We start from the raw sequence: 17,234 nt of genomic DNA, 5'->3' as shown, positions 1-17,234 counted from the left end.
GTTGTCTCTTCCAATTATAAAATCGGAGCTACAGATGTCTGCCCAGTCCCCGATAGTTGACAACGCTACAGCGCTCATCGGTTTCAACGACCTCGTGGGCTTGTTGCACGCGGTATTCGTGAAGCACGGCACTTCGCCGGACGTCGCCGCGATCCTGGCGCACAACTGCGCCGGCGCCGAACGCGATGGTGCCCATAGCCACGGGATCTTCCGTATTCCCGGTTACCTCAGCACCCTGGCCAGCGGCTGGGTCGACGGCAAGGCCGTGCCGGTCGTCACGGATGTGGCGTCCGGCTTTGTGCGGGTCGACGCCGGCAACGGGTTTGCCCAGCCAGCGTTGCAGGCCGCCCGTTCGCTGCTGGTGGCCAAGGCGCGCAGTGCCGGCATTGCGCTGTTGGCGATCCACAACTCCCATCACTTCGCCGCCCTGTGGCCCGATGTCGAACCGTTCGCCGAAGAAGGCCTGGTGGCGCTGAGCGTGGTCAACAGCATGACTTGCGTGGTGCCCCATGGGGCCGACCGGCCGTTGTTCGGTACCAACCCCATCGCGTTCGCCGCACCGCGTGCCGACGGCGCGCCTATCGTCTTCGACCTGGCCACCAGCGCGATTGCCCATGGCGATGTGCAGATCGCCGCGCGCAAAGGCGAACGCTTGCCTGCGGGTATGGGCGTCGACAGCCTTGGCCAACCGACCACCGACCCCAAAGCCGTGCTGGAAGGCGGGGCGCTGCTGCCGTTTGGCGGGCACAAGGGCTCCGCGTTGTCGATGATGGTCGAGTTGCTGGCAGCGGCCTTGACCGGCGGTAACTTCTCCTTTGAGTTCAACTGGGCCGACCATCCGGGAGCGCGCACACCCTGGACCGGGCAATTGCTGATCCTGATCGACCCAAGCAAAACCGCCGGGCAGAACTTTGCCGAGCGCAGCCAGGAATTGGTGCGGCAGATGCATGCGGCGGGGCTGCGGCGGTTGCCGGGGGATCGACGTCATCGCACGCGGGCGAAGTCGTTGGAGGCGGGGATTGAACTGCAGGCTCAGGAGCTGCCGCGATTACAGGCACTGTTGGCCGATTGAAAAAGGCTGCGCCAGTGGCGCAGCCCGTTTTGTCAGTTGCGGCGACCCAGCAACAAACCGACTACAAGGCCAAAGCCCGCTGAGATGGCCACGGTCTGCCAAGGATGGCCACCGATATAGGTTTCGGTGGCGTCTACCACCGGCTTGCTGCGTTCACGTACGTTGGACACCGAGTCCAGGGCTTGCTTGAGCTTGATTGCCACTTGCTCGCGTAGGGTTTCGCCTTCTTCGCCCACCAGAGAAGCGCTGCTTTTGAGCAGTTTGTCCGATTCTTCGATCAGCGCCGTCAGTTCGCTGAAGGCTTGATCCTTGATTTGATCTTCGACGGCTTGGGCAGCAGTTTTGCGGGCCATTGGGTGACTCCTTGCAAGTGAATGTGACAGTGAACAATGGAGTGTCGCGTGATGGCAAAAGTTGCAGTTTTTTTGCCCGGTAGCGCTTTCGGAGAAAATCCGAATCAGGAAATTTCGACCTACAGTGTAAGATGTGGCCTATTTGTGCAGCAGGTAATTCAACATGAGCTTCAATCTCGCCAACAAGACCCTCGCCGAACGCGCCGAGCTGGAAGATGAAAAGTCCCGCCTCTACGACCTGTGGCAAACCAACCTGGGCAAGGCCAAGGGCGAAGCCGCGCGGTTGTTCGGTGAACGTGCCAAGCGCAAGGGCAAGTGGGCCGAGTGGGTCCGCGCAGAGCTCGACGGCATGTCGCCGCCGGAGTTTTCCAACATGGTGCGCAGCGAAGTCAACAAGCTGATGGCGGCGGCGAAGTAAAACTGGCGACAATCGCTTCGCGTACCTTCAGCAACATCGGATCGAGCTGCATCTGGGTGCGCCAGCCCAGCTCCACCGGGTAGCGCGGCAGTGCCAGCGGGCAGGGCAGTACGCGCAAGCCGGTCATCCCGGCAATGGCCTGTGCCGCATGCCCCGGAATGGTTGCTACGGCGTGGCTGCCCTTGAGCAAAAACGGCAGCGCAGCAAAATGGCTGGTGGAGGCACACACCTGTCGGCTCAGCCCTTGTGCGGCCAACCCCTCGTCGGTGATGCCGATAAACCCGCCGGACGACACCAGCACATGCTCGCGGGCGACGAACTCGTCCAGGCTGATGCTGGCCTGTCCCGCAGAGAGGCTGGCGGGGTCCACCAAGCAGCGGTAATCACCTTCTGCCAACACCTGTCGACTCAAGCGGTTCTGCGCAAAACCACCGGCGGTAATTGCCAGATCGAGCGTACGGTCGAGCAGGGCACCGGCGACGATCTGGCTGTGGGTCTGTCGAAAGATCACACGCAGTTTCGGCAAACGCTGCGCGATCTCCTGCATCACGCGGCGGCCATAGGCGATTTCAAAATCGTCGGACAGCCCCAGCACCACAGAGCGCCCCTGATAATGCGGGGTATCCGGATTGACCATCGCCAGGCTCTGGCGGCAACGGTCCAGCGCCTCACTGATCACCGGCTTCAACTGATTGGCCCGCAAGGTCGGCGCCAGGCCACGGCCGGTGCGCACAAACAACGGGTCGCCGTACACCTCGCGCAAGCGTCGCAACCCCGCGCTGATGGCCGACTGCGTGACGCCCAGGCGCAAGGCGGCGCGGCTGGCGCTGGACTCGTCGTGCAGGGCTTCGAAGGTTTTCAGCAGGTTCAGGTCGATCTTGGCGATATTCATTTGGCTCATATCATTCAGTGCTGAAGTGGGCTTTATTCATGATCGCGGCTGGCCGGAGAATGGGCAACCCCCCTTATTCGGAGTGAGCGTGATGCCTGTTTCTACCGTGGCGGCTTTGCAAATTGGCGCCTTGCCGGGCGGCAAGGCTGAAACCCTCGTACAAATCCTGGGCTACGAGGACGAGATCAAGCGCAGCGGCGCGCAATTGGTGGTCATGCCTGAGGCGCTGCTCGGCGGCTATCCCAAAGGCGAAGGCTTCGGCACGCAACTGGGCTACCGCCTGCCCGAGGGGCGCGAAGCCTTTGCGCGTTACTTTGCCAATGCCATCGATGTGCCGGGTGCCGAAACCGAGGCGCTGGCCGGGTTGTCGGCGCGCACCGGCGCCAGCCTGGTCCTTGGCGTGATCGAGCGCAGTGGCAGCACCTTGTACTGCACGGTGTTGTATTTCGAACCGACGGGCGGCCTGGTGGCCAAGCACCGCAAGTTGATGCCCACCGGTACCGAGCGGCTGATCTGGGGCAAGGGCGACGGTTCCACGTTGCCGGTGATCGACACGGCAGTCGGGCGTATCGGCGGCGCGGTGTGCTGGGAAAACATGATGCCGCTGCTGCGCACCGCCATGTACGCCAAGGGCGTGCAGGTATGGTGCGCGCCGACGGTGGACGAACGCGAGATGTGGCAGGTGAGCATGCGCCATGTGGCCCACGAAGGTCGCTGCTTTGTGGTGAGCGCGTGCCAGGTGCAGGCCTCGCCCGAAGCGCTGGGGCTGGAGATTGCCAATTGGCCGTCAGACCGCCCGTTGATTGCGGGCGGCAGTGTGATTGTCGGCCCGATGGGCGACATCCTGGCGGGCCCGTTGCTGGGCGGCGCGGGGCTGTTGACGGCGCAGATCAATACCGATGACCTGGTGAAGGCGCGGTATGACTATGACGTGGTGGGGCACTATGCTCGCCCGGATGTGTTTGAGCTGACGGTAGATGAACGCGCCAAGCCAGGCGTGCGCTTTATCACCGATTGAAACCGGGTCGACATGTGGGAGGGGGCTAACCCCCTCCCACATTGAAATAACGCACCACGTCGCGGTTTACCAAGTGGCAGTGTTGGGCAGGTCCAGGGTACCGCGATCCACAAATCGCATCGTGCCAAACAATCCGCCTGCGAGCTTGCCGCGCAGTACATAAGGCAAATTGTTCAAGCTCTGGGTTTGACTCAAACCCAGGGTCTGGCGCAGCACGGAGAACGCCGAAACGCTGACCGGCACCCTCAGGACGGTCTCGGAAAAACGCGGGATGCTGCCGGCCTGGTCACTGACACCCGATGCCAACGGCCGGCCATTGACCGCCAGGTCCAGGGCCACGCCGTTGTAGTCGATGGCCGTTTCATTGGGGTTCTGCACCCGCAGTTTCACCACGAAGCGCACTTCCAGTTCCTGGCTTTGCAGGGGCTCGATGCCCACCACGTTGATGTTGACCGGGTCGCGGTTGGGGAACAGCGCGCAGGCGCTCAAGGTCAGTAGCAACAGTGATAGAACCATGAGCTTGCGCATCCGAAAGTGCTCCTATTTCGTGACGTCCGGGTCCTGCATCACTTTGAGGGTAGAGGACTCCGGATCAAATTCATCTTCCTGCAGCTCTATGAACTCTTCCGGCAGGAAAATGTTCAGCAGGATGGCACAGAACGCGCCCACGGTGATCGGCGACTCGAAGATGTTATGCAGGGCTTTTGGCAAGTCGCGCAACACTTGCGGCACGGCGGCCACACCCAGGCCCATCCCCAGGGAGATGGCCACGATCAGCACATTGCGCCGATGCAGCCCGGCTTCGGCGAGGATCTTGATGCCGGCCACCGCCACGGTGCCGAACATGATCAGGGTCGCGCCGCCCAGCACCGGCTTGGGCATCAGTTGCAGCACCGCGCCGATCATCGGGAACAGCCCCAGCAGCACCAGCAAACCCGCGATGAAGTACGCCACGTAGCGGCTGGCCACGCCGGTCAGTTGGATCACGCCGTTGTTCTGGGCGAACGTCACCATCGGCAGGCTGTTGAAGGTGGCGGCCATTGCCGAGTTGAGGCCGTCAGCCAGCAGGCCGGACTTGATGCGCTTGATATACAGCGGGCCCTTGACCGGCTGCTGGGAAATCATCGAGTTGGCGGTCAGGTCACCGGCCGCTTCCAACGGCGAAATCAGGAAGATCACCGCCACCGGGATAAACGCCACCCAGTCGAACGAGAAACCGTACTTGAAGGGCACCGGCACGCTGATCAGTGGCACGTGGGGCAGGGCGGCCAGGTCGACACGGCCCATCCACCACGCCACCACAAAGCCCAAGGTCAGGCCGATCACGATGGAGCCCAGGCGCAGGAACGGGTTGTTGAAGCGGTTGAGCACCACGATGGTCACCAGTACCAGTGCTGCCAGGCCCATATTGCTCGCGGCGCCCAGGTCGCTGGCGCCAAAACCGCCAGCCATGTCGGTGACGGCCACCTTGATCAGCGACAGCCCCATCAAGGTGATGATGGTGCCGGTGACCACCGGGGTGATCAGCTTGCGCAGCTTGCCAATGAACTGGCTGAGCACCACTTCGATAAACGCTGCGAAAAAGCAGATGCCAAAGATCGTCGAGAGGATCTCATCGGTGCCGCCACCCCGGGCCTTGACCATGAAACCCGCGCTGAGGATCACGCTGATAAACGAAAAGCTGGTGCCCTGCAGGCACAGCAGCCCCGAACCGATCGGGCCGAACGTGCGCGCCTGCACAAAGGTGCCGAGCCCCGACACAAACAGCGCCATGCTCACCAGGTACGGCACTTCGCTTTCCAGGCCGAGCACGCCACCGACGATCAGCGTCGGGGTGATGATGCCGACAAAACTGGCCAGCACATGCTGCAGCGCGGCAAAAATCGCAGCGGTGAAGTGCGGGCGGTCTTCCAGGCCGTAGATCAGGTCGGATGTATAGCGCGGGCGGGGGGCTTGAGCGTCAGACAAAATGCGGGCTCGGGTCAGAAAATGGAGGCGCAGGATGCCAGAAACCGCCAGTCGTCAGAAGTGTAAAAAAATATTTATGAACCCCCTGCACAAAAGCATGTACCCAGCCGATAGCGTTTATAGGCCCACCTATCAATAACAACAGTGGGACCAAGGTCTGAGCGGCGCGTTGACGCCGACCGATCGTTTCGCGGCAGGGATGCTCGCAAACACCACTCCTGAGAGTCTCCCCTATGTCCCTCCGTCATCTGAATATCGCCCCTCGTGCTTCTCTCGGTTTCGCGTTCATTGCGTTGTTAGTGGTTGTACTGGGGGTGTTTGCGGTCAACCGCATGACGCTGATTCGCGAGGCGTCGGTGGCCATGAGCGCCAACCAACTGCCCAGCGTGACGTACCTGGGCACGATCACGGAAAACGTGCTGCGCCTGCGCATCCTGTCGTTTCGCGTACTGGTCAACCGTGAACCCGCTGCCCTGCAGGAAGCCGAAACCCGCATCGGTGTGCTCGCCGACAAGGTCAAGACCGCCCAGGCCGGTTACGCCACGCTGCCCGCCGGGCCGGAAGAGGCGGCGTTGTACAAGACGTTTGGTGCGACCCTGGACAACTACCTCAAAGCCCAGGCCGACATGCTGGCACTGTCCAAGCAAGGCAAGGTCGATGAGATGCGTGCGCTGATCAACAGCCGCATCAAGGACGGCACCGACCAGATGGGCGAACAGCTGAACAAGCTGATTGCCATCAATGCCGCCGATGCCAAGTCTGCGGATGCAGAAGCCGGCCATGGTTACGAGAGCGCCATCACCGGGGTGATCATCGTCTCGGTGGTCGCCGCATTGCTCACGGTGCTGCTGGCCTGGCTGCTGACCCGCAGCATCGTGACGCCGTTGCGCAAAGCCGTGGAAGTGGCCCAAACCATTGCCGCGGGCAACTTGAGTAAAACCATTGAAGACGACGGCAAAGACGAACCCGCACGTTTGATCGGTGCCCTGGCGACCATGCAAGCCAACCTGCGCCAGACCATCCAGCACATCGCCGGTTCAGCCACGCAACTGGCCTCCGCCGCCGAAGAACTGAGCGCGGTCACTGAAGAGGCCTCCAAAGGCCTGCAACAACAGAACAATGAAATCGACCAGGCCGCCACGGCGGTCAACGAGATGACGGCTGCGGTGGAAGAGGTGGCGCGCAACGCCGTGTCCACGTCCGAAGCCTCCAGCCAGTCCAACCAGGCTGCACGCGAAGGCCGTGACCGGGTGGTGGAAACCGTCGGCGCGATCCAGACCATGACCCAGGACGTGCAGAACACCGCCGCCATGATCGAAGGCCTGGCCACTCAAGGGCGGGATATCGGCAAGGTTCTCGACGTGATCCGTGCGATTGCCGAGCAGACCAACCTGCTGGCGCTCAACGCCGCCATCGAAGCGGCGCGTGCCGGTGAAGCCGGGCGCGGTTTTGCGGTGGTGGCAGACGAAGTGCGGGCGCTGGCTCACCGCACCGCGCAGTCGACCCAGGAGATCGAGAAAATGGTCGCGGGCATCCAGAACGGCACCGGTGAAGCCGTGCAGTCCATGCAGCAGAGCAACCAGCGCACCCAGAACACCCTGGAAATGGCCCGCGCCGCAGGGGTGGCGCTGGAGCAGATCACCCAGTCCATCAGCCTGATCAACGAACGCAACCTGGTGATCGCCAGCGCCTCGGAAGAACAGGCCCAAGTGTCCCGCGAAGTGGACCGCAACCTGGTGAATATCCGCGACCTGGCGACCCAGTCGGCGGCGGGGGCCAACCAGACCAGCGCGGCCAGCCATGAACTGTCGCGTTTGGCGGTGGATTTGAATGGGATGGTGGCCAGGTTCGTCATCTGACCCACTTTGCAATGCGGTCAAAATGTGGGAGGCAAGCCCCCTCCCACAGGTGTTCTGTGTTGTGCCAGCGGTTATTGTTTCCAGGTCGCTGGATTCACCAGATTCCTGGGCTTTTCACCTGCCAGCGCCGCCAGCAGATTATCCACTGCACACTTTGCCATCGCCTCCCTTGTCTCATGGGTGGCCGAGCCGATATGCGGTGTGGCTACCACATTGTTCAGGCGCAGCAGCGGCGAGTTGTGATTCAGCGGTTCCTTCTCAAACACATCCAACCCGGCCGCGCGAATCGAGCGTTGCTGCAACGCCTCGACCAGCGCCGCTTCGTCCACCACTTTGCCTCGCGAGATATTGATAAAAATCGTCTCGGGGCCCATTCGCGCAAACTCTTGGGCGCCGATCAATTTTTCGGTTTCAGCCGTAAGCGGCAAGGTGAGGCAGACAAAGTCGGCTTGCTCCAGCAAGTCGTTCAAGCTGCGGTATTGCGCGCCAAAGCGCTGTTCCACCGCCGGCTTGGGCGAGTGGCTGTGGTAGATCACCGGCATGCCAAACCCAAAGTGCCCGCGCTGGGCGAGGGCTTCGCCGATGCGGCCCATGCCGATGATGCCCAGGGTCTTGCCGTGCACATCGCTGCCAAAGTGCGACGGGCCGATGTTTTTGTTCCACTGGCCGGCGCGCACCATGTCGGCCAACTCCACCACGCGCCGAGCGGTGGCGAGGATCAGCGCAAAGCCGGTGTCGGCGGTGGTTTCGGTGAGCACGTCCGGGGTGTTGCTGAGCAGGATGCCGCGCTGGGTCAGGTAGTCGATGTCGTAGTTATCGACCCCTACGGACACACTGGCCACGGCTTCCAGTTGCGGCGCGAGGTCCAGCAACCTGGCATCCAGGCGCAGGCTGGCACCGAGCAGGCCATGAGCGGTGGGCAGGGCGTCGCGCAGCTTGGCCAGGCCGATCTCATCCAGGGCTTCGATCAGCGTAACCTCAGCGTGTTCATGCAGGCGCGCCATCAGCGGCGCGGAGAGTTTCTTGTACAACACGACAGACTTTTTCATGAGGTCTTTACCTTCAACTCCAGGGTTGGCACCGGCGAGCGGTCACTGGCACCGGGCTTGAGGAAAATCGTCAGCACCACCGACAGCATCAACGCACCGCTCATCAGCAGGTACGAGGCGCCGGGCGAACCGGTGCTGCTATTGAGATAACCCACCAGGTACGAGCCGCCGAACGAGCCGAGGGCGCCCATGCTGTTGATCAGCGCCATTGCGCCACCGGCGACGTTGGCGGGCAGGATTTCCGGGACGATGGCGAAAAACGGCCCATACGGCGCATACATGCACGCCCCGGCAATCACCAGCAGGGTGTAGGACCACCAGAAGTGTTCGGCCCCCAGCACGTAGGATGCATAGAACGCGATGGAGGCAATCAGCAGCGGCGGCCACACAAAGCGTTTACGCTTTTGCAGCTTGTCCGAGCCCCAACTCACCACCAGCATGCCGATCACTGCCGCCAGGTACGGCAGGGCCGACAGCCAGCCGGCCTCGACCATGTCCATCTGCAAGCCGGCCTTGAGGATCGATGGCAGCCACAGCACAAAACCGTAGACACCGATGCTCCAGCAGAAGAACTGCAGCGCCAGGATGATCACCTTGGGCGAGCGGAATGCCTCGGCGTAATTTTTCACCGCCTTGATGCCCACTTGTTCGGCGGCGAGGGCGGTTTCCAGGCTGTGCTTTTCGCTGTCGCTCAGCCACTTGGCATCCTTGGGCCGCTCATCCGCCAGCTTCCACCAGATAAACGCCCACAATACCGCTGGCAGGCCTTCGATGATAAACATCCAGCGCCAGCTGAAATGCTGCACCAGGTAGCCCGACACCACCGACATCCACAGCATGGTGACCGGGTTGCCGAGGATCAGGAAGGTGTTGGCCCGCGAGCGTTCGGCACGGGTGAACCAATGGCACAGGTACACCAGCATCGCCGGCATCACCGCCGCTTCGACTACGCCGAGCATGAAGCGAATGACGATCAGCATGTAGGCGTTGGACACCACCCCAGTCAGGGTGGCCAGGCCGCCCCAGAGGATCAGGCTGACGAAAATCAGCTTTTTAACGCTGCGCTTTTGCGCATAGATCGCCCCCGGCACCTGAAAGAAAAAGTAGCCGAGGAAAAACAGCGCGCCCAGCAACGACGACATGCCGGGGGTGATCATCAGGTCTTCGGCCATCCCGGAAGCGGCGGCGAAGCCGTAGTTGGCGCGGTCCAGGTAGGCCAGGCTGTAGGTGATGAAAACGATGGGCATGATGTACCACCAACGGCGGGTGGCAAGTTTCACGGTGTCCATAAGGTTGCTCCTGAGCTTGTTGTAGTTGTGGCAACAGGGTGTGGGTCACGCAACGGATCGGCTGGATAATTCAGAACGGGTGGGCAGGCCTTCCATATCGCCACGGCTTTGCACGGCGCGGCTGCCAATCCAGTTGCCGCGTTGTACTGCCTCGGGGAAGCTGAGGTTTTCCAGCAGGGCGCTGATCATGCCCACGGCAAAGCCATCACCGGCGCCGACGGTGTCCACGACCTTGTCCACGCGCACGGCGGCGACAAAGCCTTGGTCCAGGTGGGTGCGGTAGTAGGCGCCGTCCGGGCCGAGCTTGATGGCCACGGCTTCGGCGCCCTGGTCGAGGTAAAACGCGGCGATATCGGCCGGGTCATCAAAACCGGTGAGCAGGCGGCCTTCGCTCAAGCCCGGCAATACCCAATCGGCCATGCCGGCGAGGGCGTTGATCTGGCGGATCATCTGCGCTTGGCTGGCCCACAGCGACGGGCGCAGGTTCGGGTCGAACGACACACTGCGCCCGGCCTTGCGCATCTGGGTCATCAACTCAATGGACAGCTCGCAGGTGGCCTCGGACAACGCCGGGGCAATCCCGGTGGCGTGCACATGGCGGGCCTGCAGCAGCGCGGGGCTGATGGCTGCGATGGACAAATGGCTGGCGGCCGAGCCCTTGCGGAAGTACTCGACCTGGGGATCGGCGCCAGCCTCTTCGCGGGACTTGAACTGAAAGCCAGTGGGGTGCAGCGGGTCGACGGCCACATGCCGGCAATCCAGGCCTTCGTTTTTCAGGGTGTCGACCACGAACCGGCCGAGGGAATCATTGCCCACCCGGCTCAGCCAGGCCACGTTGAAACCCAGGCGCGACAGGCCAATGGCGACGTTGCTGTCGGCCCCGGCAATGCGTTTGTGAAACTGGCTGACCTGCGCCAGGTCGCCGGTCTGCTCGGCGACAAACATCGCCATGGTTTCACCGAACGACAGGATATCGATCTCAGACATGGGCATTCTCCTCACGCGGCTGACCAAGCAGGGCAAGCGTGGCGACTTGCTGCGCAGTGACGTCGACCAGGTCATCGCCCTGCAACGGGAATTCCACTGCCCGTGTAATCCCTTGAGTCATGTGCTTGAGCAGTTGTTCCCACAGATGCAGGTCGGTAGCGCCGGGCGGCAGCGCCACCAGTTTGCCGTCGGGGCGGCGGGCCACGGCCTTGCAGTGCAGGTAATCCACATGTCGGCCCAGCAAGCGTGCGGCGGTGAGCGCGGATTGGTCCTGCCACTGCCAGTTGCCGATGTCGAAGGTCATTTTTACCGGCAGGCCCAGGCGCTCGACTTCAGTGAAGAAACGTTGCATCGGCTCGATACGCCCGCCGTGCAAGGTCTGGTCGTTTTCTACCAACAGTTGGACCGGGTGACGGTTGAGCAGGGCGTGCAGGCTTTCCAGGTCGTTGGTGTCGGTAAAGTAGCCGAGGGAGACTTTCAGCCAGCGTGCGCCAAAGGCTTGGGCACGGTCCAGGGTGGCGTTCAGTTCGGCGTTGGGCTGGGCGCGTCGGGCAACCCAGAGTTCCAGAGGCGATGAGAACACAGCTTCCAACCCCTTTTCGGCGGCGGCCTGGGCCAGCTCGTCAGGCTGTTCGGCGGTCAATAATTCCTCACGCCACTCGATGCGCTTGGCGCCGGCGGCTGCCAGCAGGTCGACAAAACTCAGCTGGCCTTGCTGGCGGACCAAGTCGGCGCCATAGCTGGAAAGGCTGATGGAGACGGGGTATTTATGCATTGTTGTTTACCTCTGAAACCGGTTTCATTTTTCGACGTGATGAAGATTCAATCCACAATGGCGCGTTGATCCAAGCGCAGGGTTGAGCCTCGTATGATCAGGTGTGGCAGAAAATCCAGGGTGCGCGTTGGCGCATCGTCACCGCGCAAACGCTTGAGCAGGCAGTCGAACGCGCTGGCGCCAATCGCCTCAGTCGGTTGGGCGAGGGCAGTGATCCCATTCCCCACCAATGGATACCAGTCCAGGTCATCCAGAGCGATCAGGCCGACGTCATCGAACAGGTTGCAGCCCAACGTCTTGAGCGCACGGGTACAGGCCAGTGCGGCAACGCCGTTGGCACAGAACATCGCCTTGGGACCCGGTTTGGCGAGAAACGCCTGTAGGCCGCTTTCGAGGTTGCCATCCAGTTCCAGTACCGCGCCGGTCAGCGCCGGGCGCCGGCCAATCTCGGCCGTGAAACTGCCCAGGCGTTCGACCCGTGAACTGGTGCCGTCGGCGGCCTCGCTCACCAGCAATACGTCGCGATAACCCTGTTGTTCCAGGTGTTCCACCGCCATGCGCACCGCCGCCGGGTTATCCAGCCCCACCAGGTCGCTGTGCAGCGGCTCGACCTTGCGGTCCACCAGCACCAGGGGCATTTCCCGTTGCAGTTCCAGCAATTGGTCGAGGTGATGACCGAGGGTGTTCACGATCAACCCTTCGATGTTGTACGAACGCAGTGCCGCCAGGTGCTGGCGTTCTTGCTCGTCATCGCGGTCGGTGTTGCACACCACCAGGCTGTAGCCGTGTTGGCGGCAGGCGGTTTCGACGCCGTGCATCACGGCAATGGAGTAGGGGTTGCGGATATCGGCCACCAGCATGCCGATCAGGCGCGTGCGGCCACGTTTCAAACCACGAGCCATCTGGTTGGGGCGGTAGCCGAGATCGTCGATAGCCTGCTCGATGCGCAAAGCGATAGCGTCGGAGAGCAGGGCGCGGTCGTCGCCGATAAAACGCGAGACGCTGGCCTTGGAAACCCCGGCGCGCTGGGCGACGTCGAGCATGGTGACGCGGGAACGCTGGGCAGTGGAGAAGGAGGTCAAGAGGTCGGCCTTTCTTATTGGAGTCGTATCGACTGGGCTGAAACCGGTTTCAGGAAACACCATGAACAAGGCGTGGGTCAAGCGCTACGTAAGGTGCCCCCGACGGAGAAAGCGACAGACGGCACGGCCTACCTGTTAGTTCTGACAGTATTCAGGCCGACGGTTGAGGCGTTTAATTTGCCTCAGAACGCTTTCAAAACGGGCTACGTGTCCTCCTCGCCTTTTTGTGTCGGATGCGGTTGGGTAATGCCTATTTGCGGGGAGTGTGCGAACACGAGGTTTCAAGCCGCGACTGTCAGGCCAGGAGAAACTGAAATGCCCAGCAAGCAAGTGATTACAATGGGGTTTGACAGCCCGAACTTATTGGCGCCGCAATATCCAGACGCGCTCAATGGGCGTGATGGCAAGATCAATCGCCTGTTATACGATGCAAGTAACGGGTTGCGCTTTTTAATGCAAACATGGGCCGCACCGGACGACGGCGACTATGTAACCATTGAATGGAGCCCCGTGGGGGTCAATGTCTGGACGGTGTTGGATACGCTGCACTTTCCTTCACAAATTACAACACCGACCGTCGAACGTGTGATTCCTTCGACCATCCTCAACCACGGGCGATATGAGTTCAGGTATAAAGTTAAAAATGGTATCGGAGGCCCGTATACCGACTTCTCGCACGCCAGCCTGGCCGATATTGATTTGTTCGCGCCGTTTAAACGCTTGGGTAGTTCCGTTAAACCGCCGCTTGTTAAGTTTCCAGACTTTCTCGCCACACCTGGCCATATCATCACTCAGGCGGTGATTGATGCGAACCCGTTCTTTGTATTTGAGGTCAATCCCTACGCCGACTGGGAGGATGGCGACCGCGTCTCTTACTGGTTTACGCAGGATATTCCCGCCGACAATGGCCCCCCCCTCGATACGTTACCCATTCCGGTAGGGGGTCTTAAGATCGCGCTGGCGAATACGTTTTTTAACAACCCATTGGTGCAGGATGGCACTTGGTTTTTTGTCTATTTGTTGACGGATGCCGCAGGCAATGCTAGCGAGTTGTCGAGGACTCAGGGGCGCATTCTCCAGCGTGATTCCGGCCTGGTCCTTAATCCGTTGATCATTCGCGAAATTATTCCGAATGGGTTGATCGATATTCCAGAATGGCGTGCCGGTGTCAGGGTGGCGATTTCTAACTATGCCTACAAGTCCGGTGATCAGGCCATCATCCGGTGGGGAAGCCAAACCCATGGTCCTATTCCTCTGACTGGCGTATTCGATTTTGAGATTCCCTTGCCCGCTCAACTGATCGCCGATGAGTTCGGCGCGAGCACCCTGCCTGTCGAAACCTCGGCCACCTATACGGTACTGCGCAGCGGCAGCTCTACTTCGCCATTAATGGCCACCAAAATTCGTGTAAATTTGTGGGCTCCAGGGCCACCCCCACCCATCCCGGGTGACGAGAACCCAGACCTCCCCAGCGTGCATGCAGTCGGTCCGGCATCCCGCCCCACGCGCGATTTCCTGAGCAAAGCCGACTTTGACAGTGCCGAAGCGATCGTCGCGCTTATCACCCTGTGGGTAACGCCCTCACCTCGATTGAATGATTTGATCCATGTGTATTGGGGCAGCAAATCGCTTCTGGTCGGTACCCATACGCTCGGCATGGAAGGGCCCGGCGCGTCAATCGAGATCGACTTGGACAAGACCGCTTTGGCCACTTTGGGCGTTGGTTTCAAAAACCTCTTCTATACGGTGAGTGAGCGAGGGTCTTTGAACGAGAACCTGTCCGAGTCCACACCTGTCGAGGTGGATCTGACAGGGCCGGTGTCCTTCCCCCGGCCTGATGCGCCAGACGCGGTCGACGGGTGGTTCAATTGCCAAAGTATTCCAAAGATCTGGGAGGGTGTACGTATCAGGGTCAATAAGCACTCTGCGATCAGGCCCGGTGATGAAATACGGTTGAGTTGGGTTGGAACAACGGGATTTGCCGGGGGTGGAGAAGTCATACCTGAAACGGTGGGCGATTTCCGGGAGTATTGGAGTAACGATGATGAAGTAGCGGGCGGGCATATATTTTTCATTCCTTATCATCCCAATACGCAGCCCCTGAAAAATAACGCAGGCGGTGCCGCGCAATTTAGTATCTGGAGAGGCACGGTGCTCATCGGCAGCTCTATTCAACCGCGTTATTTGAAGTTTGATCGTGTTTATGCAAGTAACCCGATCATTTACTGTCGTCCAGATGGTAACGGCCCGGAGTAAATATAAAACACTTGTATTGTATACCGTGAGTAAGTGCGGCACGTGATTTACGTTGGCTTGTGTAATGCCTGGCGCCTGTTAAGCCAAGTAGTGGGTGTTGCTGGAACGTCGATCTTCACGCCGCTTCAATCAGGCAGGAGAAAATGAAATGCCCACTAAAAAACGCAAAAACGTGGTGTTGACTGGTTTCGATGATCCTAATTTGAGCGCCCCTGAATACCCGGATGCACTCGACGGTGTAAGCGGAAAAATCCTTCGTGCGGGTTTAGATGCCAATAATGGGCTGAGATTTCTAATGAGAACATGGGCGGCGCCTGACGACGACGACTATGTAACCATCGAATGGAGCCCGGTCGGAATAGACAAATGGACGGAACTGTGGACTATTCACTTTCCGGTGATGATTTCGACGCCTACCGTTGAGCGTGTCATTCCAATGCCTGTCCTTAATCATGGTCAATATGAGTTCAGGCATAAGGTCAAAAATGGCCTGGGGGGGATCTACACCGACTTTTCAGAGGCGAGCACCGCAGATATAGACTTGTACGGACCGGGGAAAAGCCTGGGCAGCTCAGTTAAACCTCAGATTGTTGAATTCCCCGATTTTCTCCCAACAACGGCAGATATCATTACCCAGGCGGTCATTGATGCGAATCCTGATTTCACGTTTACGATTCCCGCCCATCCGGACTGGGAGGCTGGCGATACTGTGCGTTACTGGTTCACGCATGATACCCCCGCCGATAATGGGCCTCCCCTGAATACAGTGCCATTTCCGCAAACAGGCGCAGTGATTGATTTGCCCAATACGTTTTTCAATAACCCTCTTTTGCTAGACGGTATTTTGTTTTTTGTCTATCAACTGATTGATGCCGCAGGTAACCCAAGTGAGTTATCCCGGACCCAGGGGAGAATACTCAAACGCAGTTCCGGGCTGGTCCTGGCGCCTTTGATCATTCGTGAGCAGACACCTGATAGTCTGATCGACATTCCTGAGTGGCAAGCCAATGTCACGGCGTCGATTCCCTCTTACCCCTACCAGCCTGGTGATCAGTTCACCATCAAGTGGGGTAGCCAGACTCATGGACCCCTTCCGCTCACGGGGGTGTTCGATTTTGATGTGACGTTGCCGCCTCAACTGATCCTTGATGAGTTCGGCACGAGTACGGTGACGGTCACCACCCAGGCTACCTACGAGATACATCGCAATGGCGGCACGGATACCCCGGCTACGGTCACTGAAATTGATGTAAACCTATGGGCACCGGGTCCCATTCCGGCAATTCCGGGTGATCCAAACCCTGATCTCGTCCCTTTGGATGTACGTGGCCCCGCGTCGGCGCCTACGCTTAATTATCTGGATAAAGACGACTTCGACGATCCCGGTGCGATACAGGCGCTTATCACGTTGTGGACAACGCCATCTCCGCGTGGCAACGACATTATCGAAGTGTGGTGGGACAGTCCGTCGGTACTGGTTGGCACGCATGTTCTGTCGGGTGAAGCGCCGGGTGATTCCATCGTAATCGACCTGGATAAGGTTGAAATTGCCACCATGGGCAACAACATTAAAGACGTATTCTATACCGTCAGGGAACAGGACTCCAAGAACCTTAACGTGTCGCTACCCAGGGAGGTAGAGGTGGACGATGCGATCGAGCACGTGATGGATGAGGCGGAATTTCGCAATGTCACATCTTGGAGTGGAGATCCCCGTGGGCGTTTAACCTGCCCAGCCTTAAAAGGGGGGCCCGCTTTGCCGTGGGCTGACAGGTATCTTGAGGTGTGGATTCCTCCAAGTCCTGCTTATTTCTCCGACGGTGTGCAAGTCGTTATTGAGTTCCATGGTTCGATAGGCCTGGACGGCGCATTACCGGCAATTGCTGGCACGACGGGATCGCAGACGATCACGCTCACTGCAGAGACTGCGCGGGATGGCTTCATGTTCCACTACGGCCCCTACGTTCCCTTCCTTAAGCCTATCGAGGGGTTCGCGGCACCGTTCGCGTCCGCGTGGTTACGCTATTCCGTTGATTTAGGTGGGACCTGGGCGCGATCGGTGCCGGCAGTCATCCCTGTGAGGATGTACTCATCCAATAACACGTGTGATCTTTCAGGCTTGCCATAGTGGGTTCGGTAATGTGTGGGAATTAAGGTAAATTCCTTGTAAGGGCGTCGGAAAGGTTCCTCCGACGCCCTTTTTTCTTTCATCGTAT

The 17,234-nt window shown here is 59.9% G+C and carries 15 protein-coding genes; 6 read left to right on the top strand and 9 right to left on the bottom strand.

What is annotated here, in order from left to right:
• Window positions 1-34 precede the first annotated feature (34 nt).
• Window positions 35-1,072, top strand: coding sequence for an Ldh family oxidoreductase (locus PspS35_RS16005; protein ID WP_159935716.1), 1,038 nt, complete (start codon window positions 35-37; stop codon window positions 1,070-1,072).
• 32 nt (window positions 1,073-1,104) lie between these two features.
• Here the strand turns inward: PspS35_RS16005 and PspS35_RS16000 are convergent, their stop codons facing one another.
• Complete coding sequence (locus PspS35_RS16000; RefSeq protein ID WP_016979401.1) at window positions 1,105-1,425, bottom strand: DUF883 family protein; 321 nt, start codon at window positions 1,423-1,425, stop codon at window positions 1,105-1,107.
• Window positions 1,426-1,588: 163 nt separating this feature from the next.
• Between PspS35_RS16000 and PspS35_RS15995 the strand changes: the two genes are divergently transcribed.
• The gene (locus tag PspS35_RS15995; RefSeq protein WP_003190904.1) at window positions 1,589-1,843 is read left to right on the top strand and encodes a hypothetical protein; all 255 of its coding nucleotides are present in this window, start codon (window positions 1,589-1,591) and stop codon (window positions 1,841-1,843) included.
• Here the strand turns inward: PspS35_RS15995 and PspS35_RS15990 are convergent.
• Window positions 1,815-2,735 (bottom strand): LysR family transcriptional regulator, encoded by a 921-nt coding sequence (locus PspS35_RS15990; RefSeq protein WP_159935715.1) that lies wholly within the window; start codon window positions 2,733-2,735, stop codon window positions 1,815-1,817. The genes PspS35_RS15995 and PspS35_RS15990 overlap by 29 nt on opposite strands.
• Before the next feature lie 91 nt (window positions 2,736-2,826).
• Between PspS35_RS15990 and PspS35_RS15985 the strand changes: the two genes are divergently transcribed.
• On the top strand, window positions 2,827-3,753 hold the full coding sequence (locus PspS35_RS15985) for a carbon-nitrogen hydrolase family protein (RefSeq protein ID WP_159935714.1): 927 nt from the start codon (window positions 2,827-2,829) through the stop codon (window positions 3,751-3,753).
• 66 nt (window positions 3,754-3,819) lie between these two features.
• Here PspS35_RS15985 and PspS35_RS15980 read toward each other — a convergent pair whose 3' ends face one another.
• Together PspS35_RS15980 and PspS35_RS15975 are read right to left on the bottom strand one after the other, a co-directional pair.
• Window positions 3,820-4,281 carry an LEA type 2 family protein gene (locus PspS35_RS15980; protein ID WP_159935713.1) on the bottom strand — a complete coding sequence of 154 codons (462 nt, stop codon included), beginning with the start codon at window positions 4,279-4,281 and terminating at the stop codon, window positions 3,820-3,822.
• Between the two features lie 12 nt (window positions 4,282-4,293).
• A complete protein-coding gene (locus PspS35_RS15975; protein WP_159935712.1) occupies window positions 4,294-5,721 on the bottom strand; it encodes a nucleobase:cation symporter-2 family protein in 1,428 nt (475 codons plus the stop codon).
• A gap of 233 nt (window positions 5,722-5,954) precedes the next feature.
• Here PspS35_RS15975 and PspS35_RS15970 point away from each other — a divergent pair, with 233 nt between their 5' ends.
• A complete protein-coding gene (locus PspS35_RS15970) occupies window positions 5,955-7,580 on the top strand; it encodes a methyl-accepting chemotaxis protein (RefSeq protein WP_159935711.1) in 1,626 nt (541 codons plus the stop codon).
• A 71-nt stretch (window positions 7,581-7,651) separates the two neighbouring features.
• Here PspS35_RS15970 and PspS35_RS15965 read toward each other — a convergent pair whose 3' ends face one another.
• From PspS35_RS15965 to PspS35_RS15945, 5 genes are read right to left on the bottom strand one after another with little or no spacing between them, the layout of a single operon-like run.
• Complete coding sequence (locus tag PspS35_RS15965; protein WP_159935710.1) at window positions 7,652-8,629, bottom strand: NAD(P)-dependent oxidoreductase; 978 nt, start codon at window positions 8,627-8,629, stop codon at window positions 7,652-7,654.
• The gene (locus PspS35_RS15960) at window positions 8,626-9,918 is read right to left on the bottom strand and encodes an MFS transporter (RefSeq protein ID WP_159935709.1); all 1,293 of its coding nucleotides are present in this window, start codon (window positions 9,916-9,918) and stop codon (window positions 8,626-8,628) included. Before PspS35_RS15960 ends, PspS35_RS15965 begins: the two co-directional genes overlap by 4 nt.
• Before the next feature lie 45 nt (window positions 9,919-9,963).
• On the bottom strand, window positions 9,964-10,905 hold the full coding sequence (locus tag PspS35_RS15955; protein ID WP_159935708.1) for a sugar kinase: 942 nt from the start codon (window positions 10,903-10,905) through the stop codon (window positions 9,964-9,966).
• On the bottom strand, window positions 10,898-11,680 hold the full coding sequence (locus PspS35_RS15950) for a TIM barrel protein (RefSeq protein WP_159935707.1): 783 nt from the start codon (window positions 11,678-11,680) through the stop codon (window positions 10,898-10,900). The genes PspS35_RS15955 and PspS35_RS15950 overlap by 8 nt, the downstream gene beginning before the upstream one ends.
• Before the next feature lie 47 nt (window positions 11,681-11,727).
• Window positions 11,728-12,762: a LacI family DNA-binding transcriptional regulator gene (locus tag PspS35_RS15945; protein ID WP_159935706.1), complete on the bottom strand. Its 1,035-nt coding sequence runs from the start codon at window positions 12,760-12,762 to the stop codon at window positions 11,728-11,730.
• Window positions 12,763-13,077: 315 nt separating this feature from the next.
• Between PspS35_RS15945 and PspS35_RS15940 the strand changes: the two genes are divergently transcribed.
• Entirely contained in the window at window positions 13,078-15,018 is a 1,941-nt protein-coding gene (locus PspS35_RS15940; RefSeq protein WP_159935705.1) for a hypothetical protein, read from the top strand.
• 148 nt (window positions 15,019-15,166) lie between these two features.
• Complete coding sequence (locus PspS35_RS15935; RefSeq protein WP_159935704.1) at window positions 15,167-17,146, top strand: hypothetical protein; 1,980 nt, start codon at window positions 15,167-15,169, stop codon at window positions 17,144-17,146.
• The last annotated feature ends 88 nt before the right edge of the window (window positions 17,147-17,234 follow it).

This window comes from Pseudomonas sp. S35 (genome assembly GCF_009866765.1).
Lineage (GTDB): Bacteria > Pseudomonadota > Gammaproteobacteria > Pseudomonadales > Pseudomonadaceae > Aquipseudomonas.
This window is presented reverse-complemented; position numbering and strand designations above follow the sequence as displayed.

What these genes read in the sequence shown, in the direction of transcription:
- PspS35_RS16005 (WP_159935716.1), top strand. Translation starts at nt 35, where the DNA reads ATGTCTGCCCAGTCCCCGATAGTTGACAACGCTACAGCGCTCATCGGT.
- PspS35_RS16000 (WP_016979401.1), bottom strand. Translation starts at nt 1,425, where the DNA reads ATGGCCCGCAAAACTGCTGCCCAAGCCGTCGAAGATCAAATCAAGGAT.
- PspS35_RS15995 (WP_003190904.1), top strand. Translation starts at nt 1,589, where the DNA reads ATGAGCTTCAATCTCGCCAACAAGACCCTCGCCGAACGCGCCGAGCTG.
- PspS35_RS15990 (WP_159935715.1), bottom strand. Translation starts at nt 2,735, where the DNA reads ATGAATATCGCCAAGATCGACCTGAACCTGCTGAAAACCTTCGAAGCC.
- PspS35_RS15985 (WP_159935714.1), top strand. Translation starts at nt 2,827, where the DNA reads ATGCCTGTTTCTACCGTGGCGGCTTTGCAAATTGGCGCCTTGCCGGGC.
- PspS35_RS15980 (WP_159935713.1), bottom strand. Translation starts at nt 4,281, where the DNA reads ATGCGCAAGCTCATGGTTCTATCACTGTTGCTACTGACCTTGAGCGCC.
- PspS35_RS15970 (WP_159935711.1), top strand. Translation starts at nt 5,955, where the DNA reads ATGTCCCTCCGTCATCTGAATATCGCCCCTCGTGCTTCTCTCGGTTTC.
- PspS35_RS15965 (WP_159935710.1), bottom strand. Translation starts at nt 8,629, where the DNA reads ATGAAAAAGTCTGTCGTGTTGTACAAGAAACTCTCCGCGCCGCTGATG.
- PspS35_RS15960 (WP_159935709.1), bottom strand. Translation starts at nt 9,918, where the DNA reads ATGGACACCGTGAAACTTGCCACCCGCCGTTGGTGGTACATCATGCCC.
- PspS35_RS15955 (WP_159935708.1), bottom strand. Translation starts at nt 10,905, where the DNA reads ATGTCTGAGATCGATATCCTGTCGTTCGGTGAAACCATGGCGATGTTT.
- PspS35_RS15950 (WP_159935707.1), bottom strand. Translation starts at nt 11,680, where the DNA reads ATGCATAAATACCCCGTCTCCATCAGCCTTTCCAGCTATGGCGCCGAC.
- PspS35_RS15940 (WP_159935705.1), top strand. Translation starts at nt 13,078, where the DNA reads ATGCCCAGCAAGCAAGTGATTACAATGGGGTTTGACAGCCCGAACTTA.
- PspS35_RS15935 (WP_159935704.1), top strand. Translation starts at nt 15,167, where the DNA reads ATGCCCACTAAAAAACGCAAAAACGTGGTGTTGACTGGTTTCGATGAT.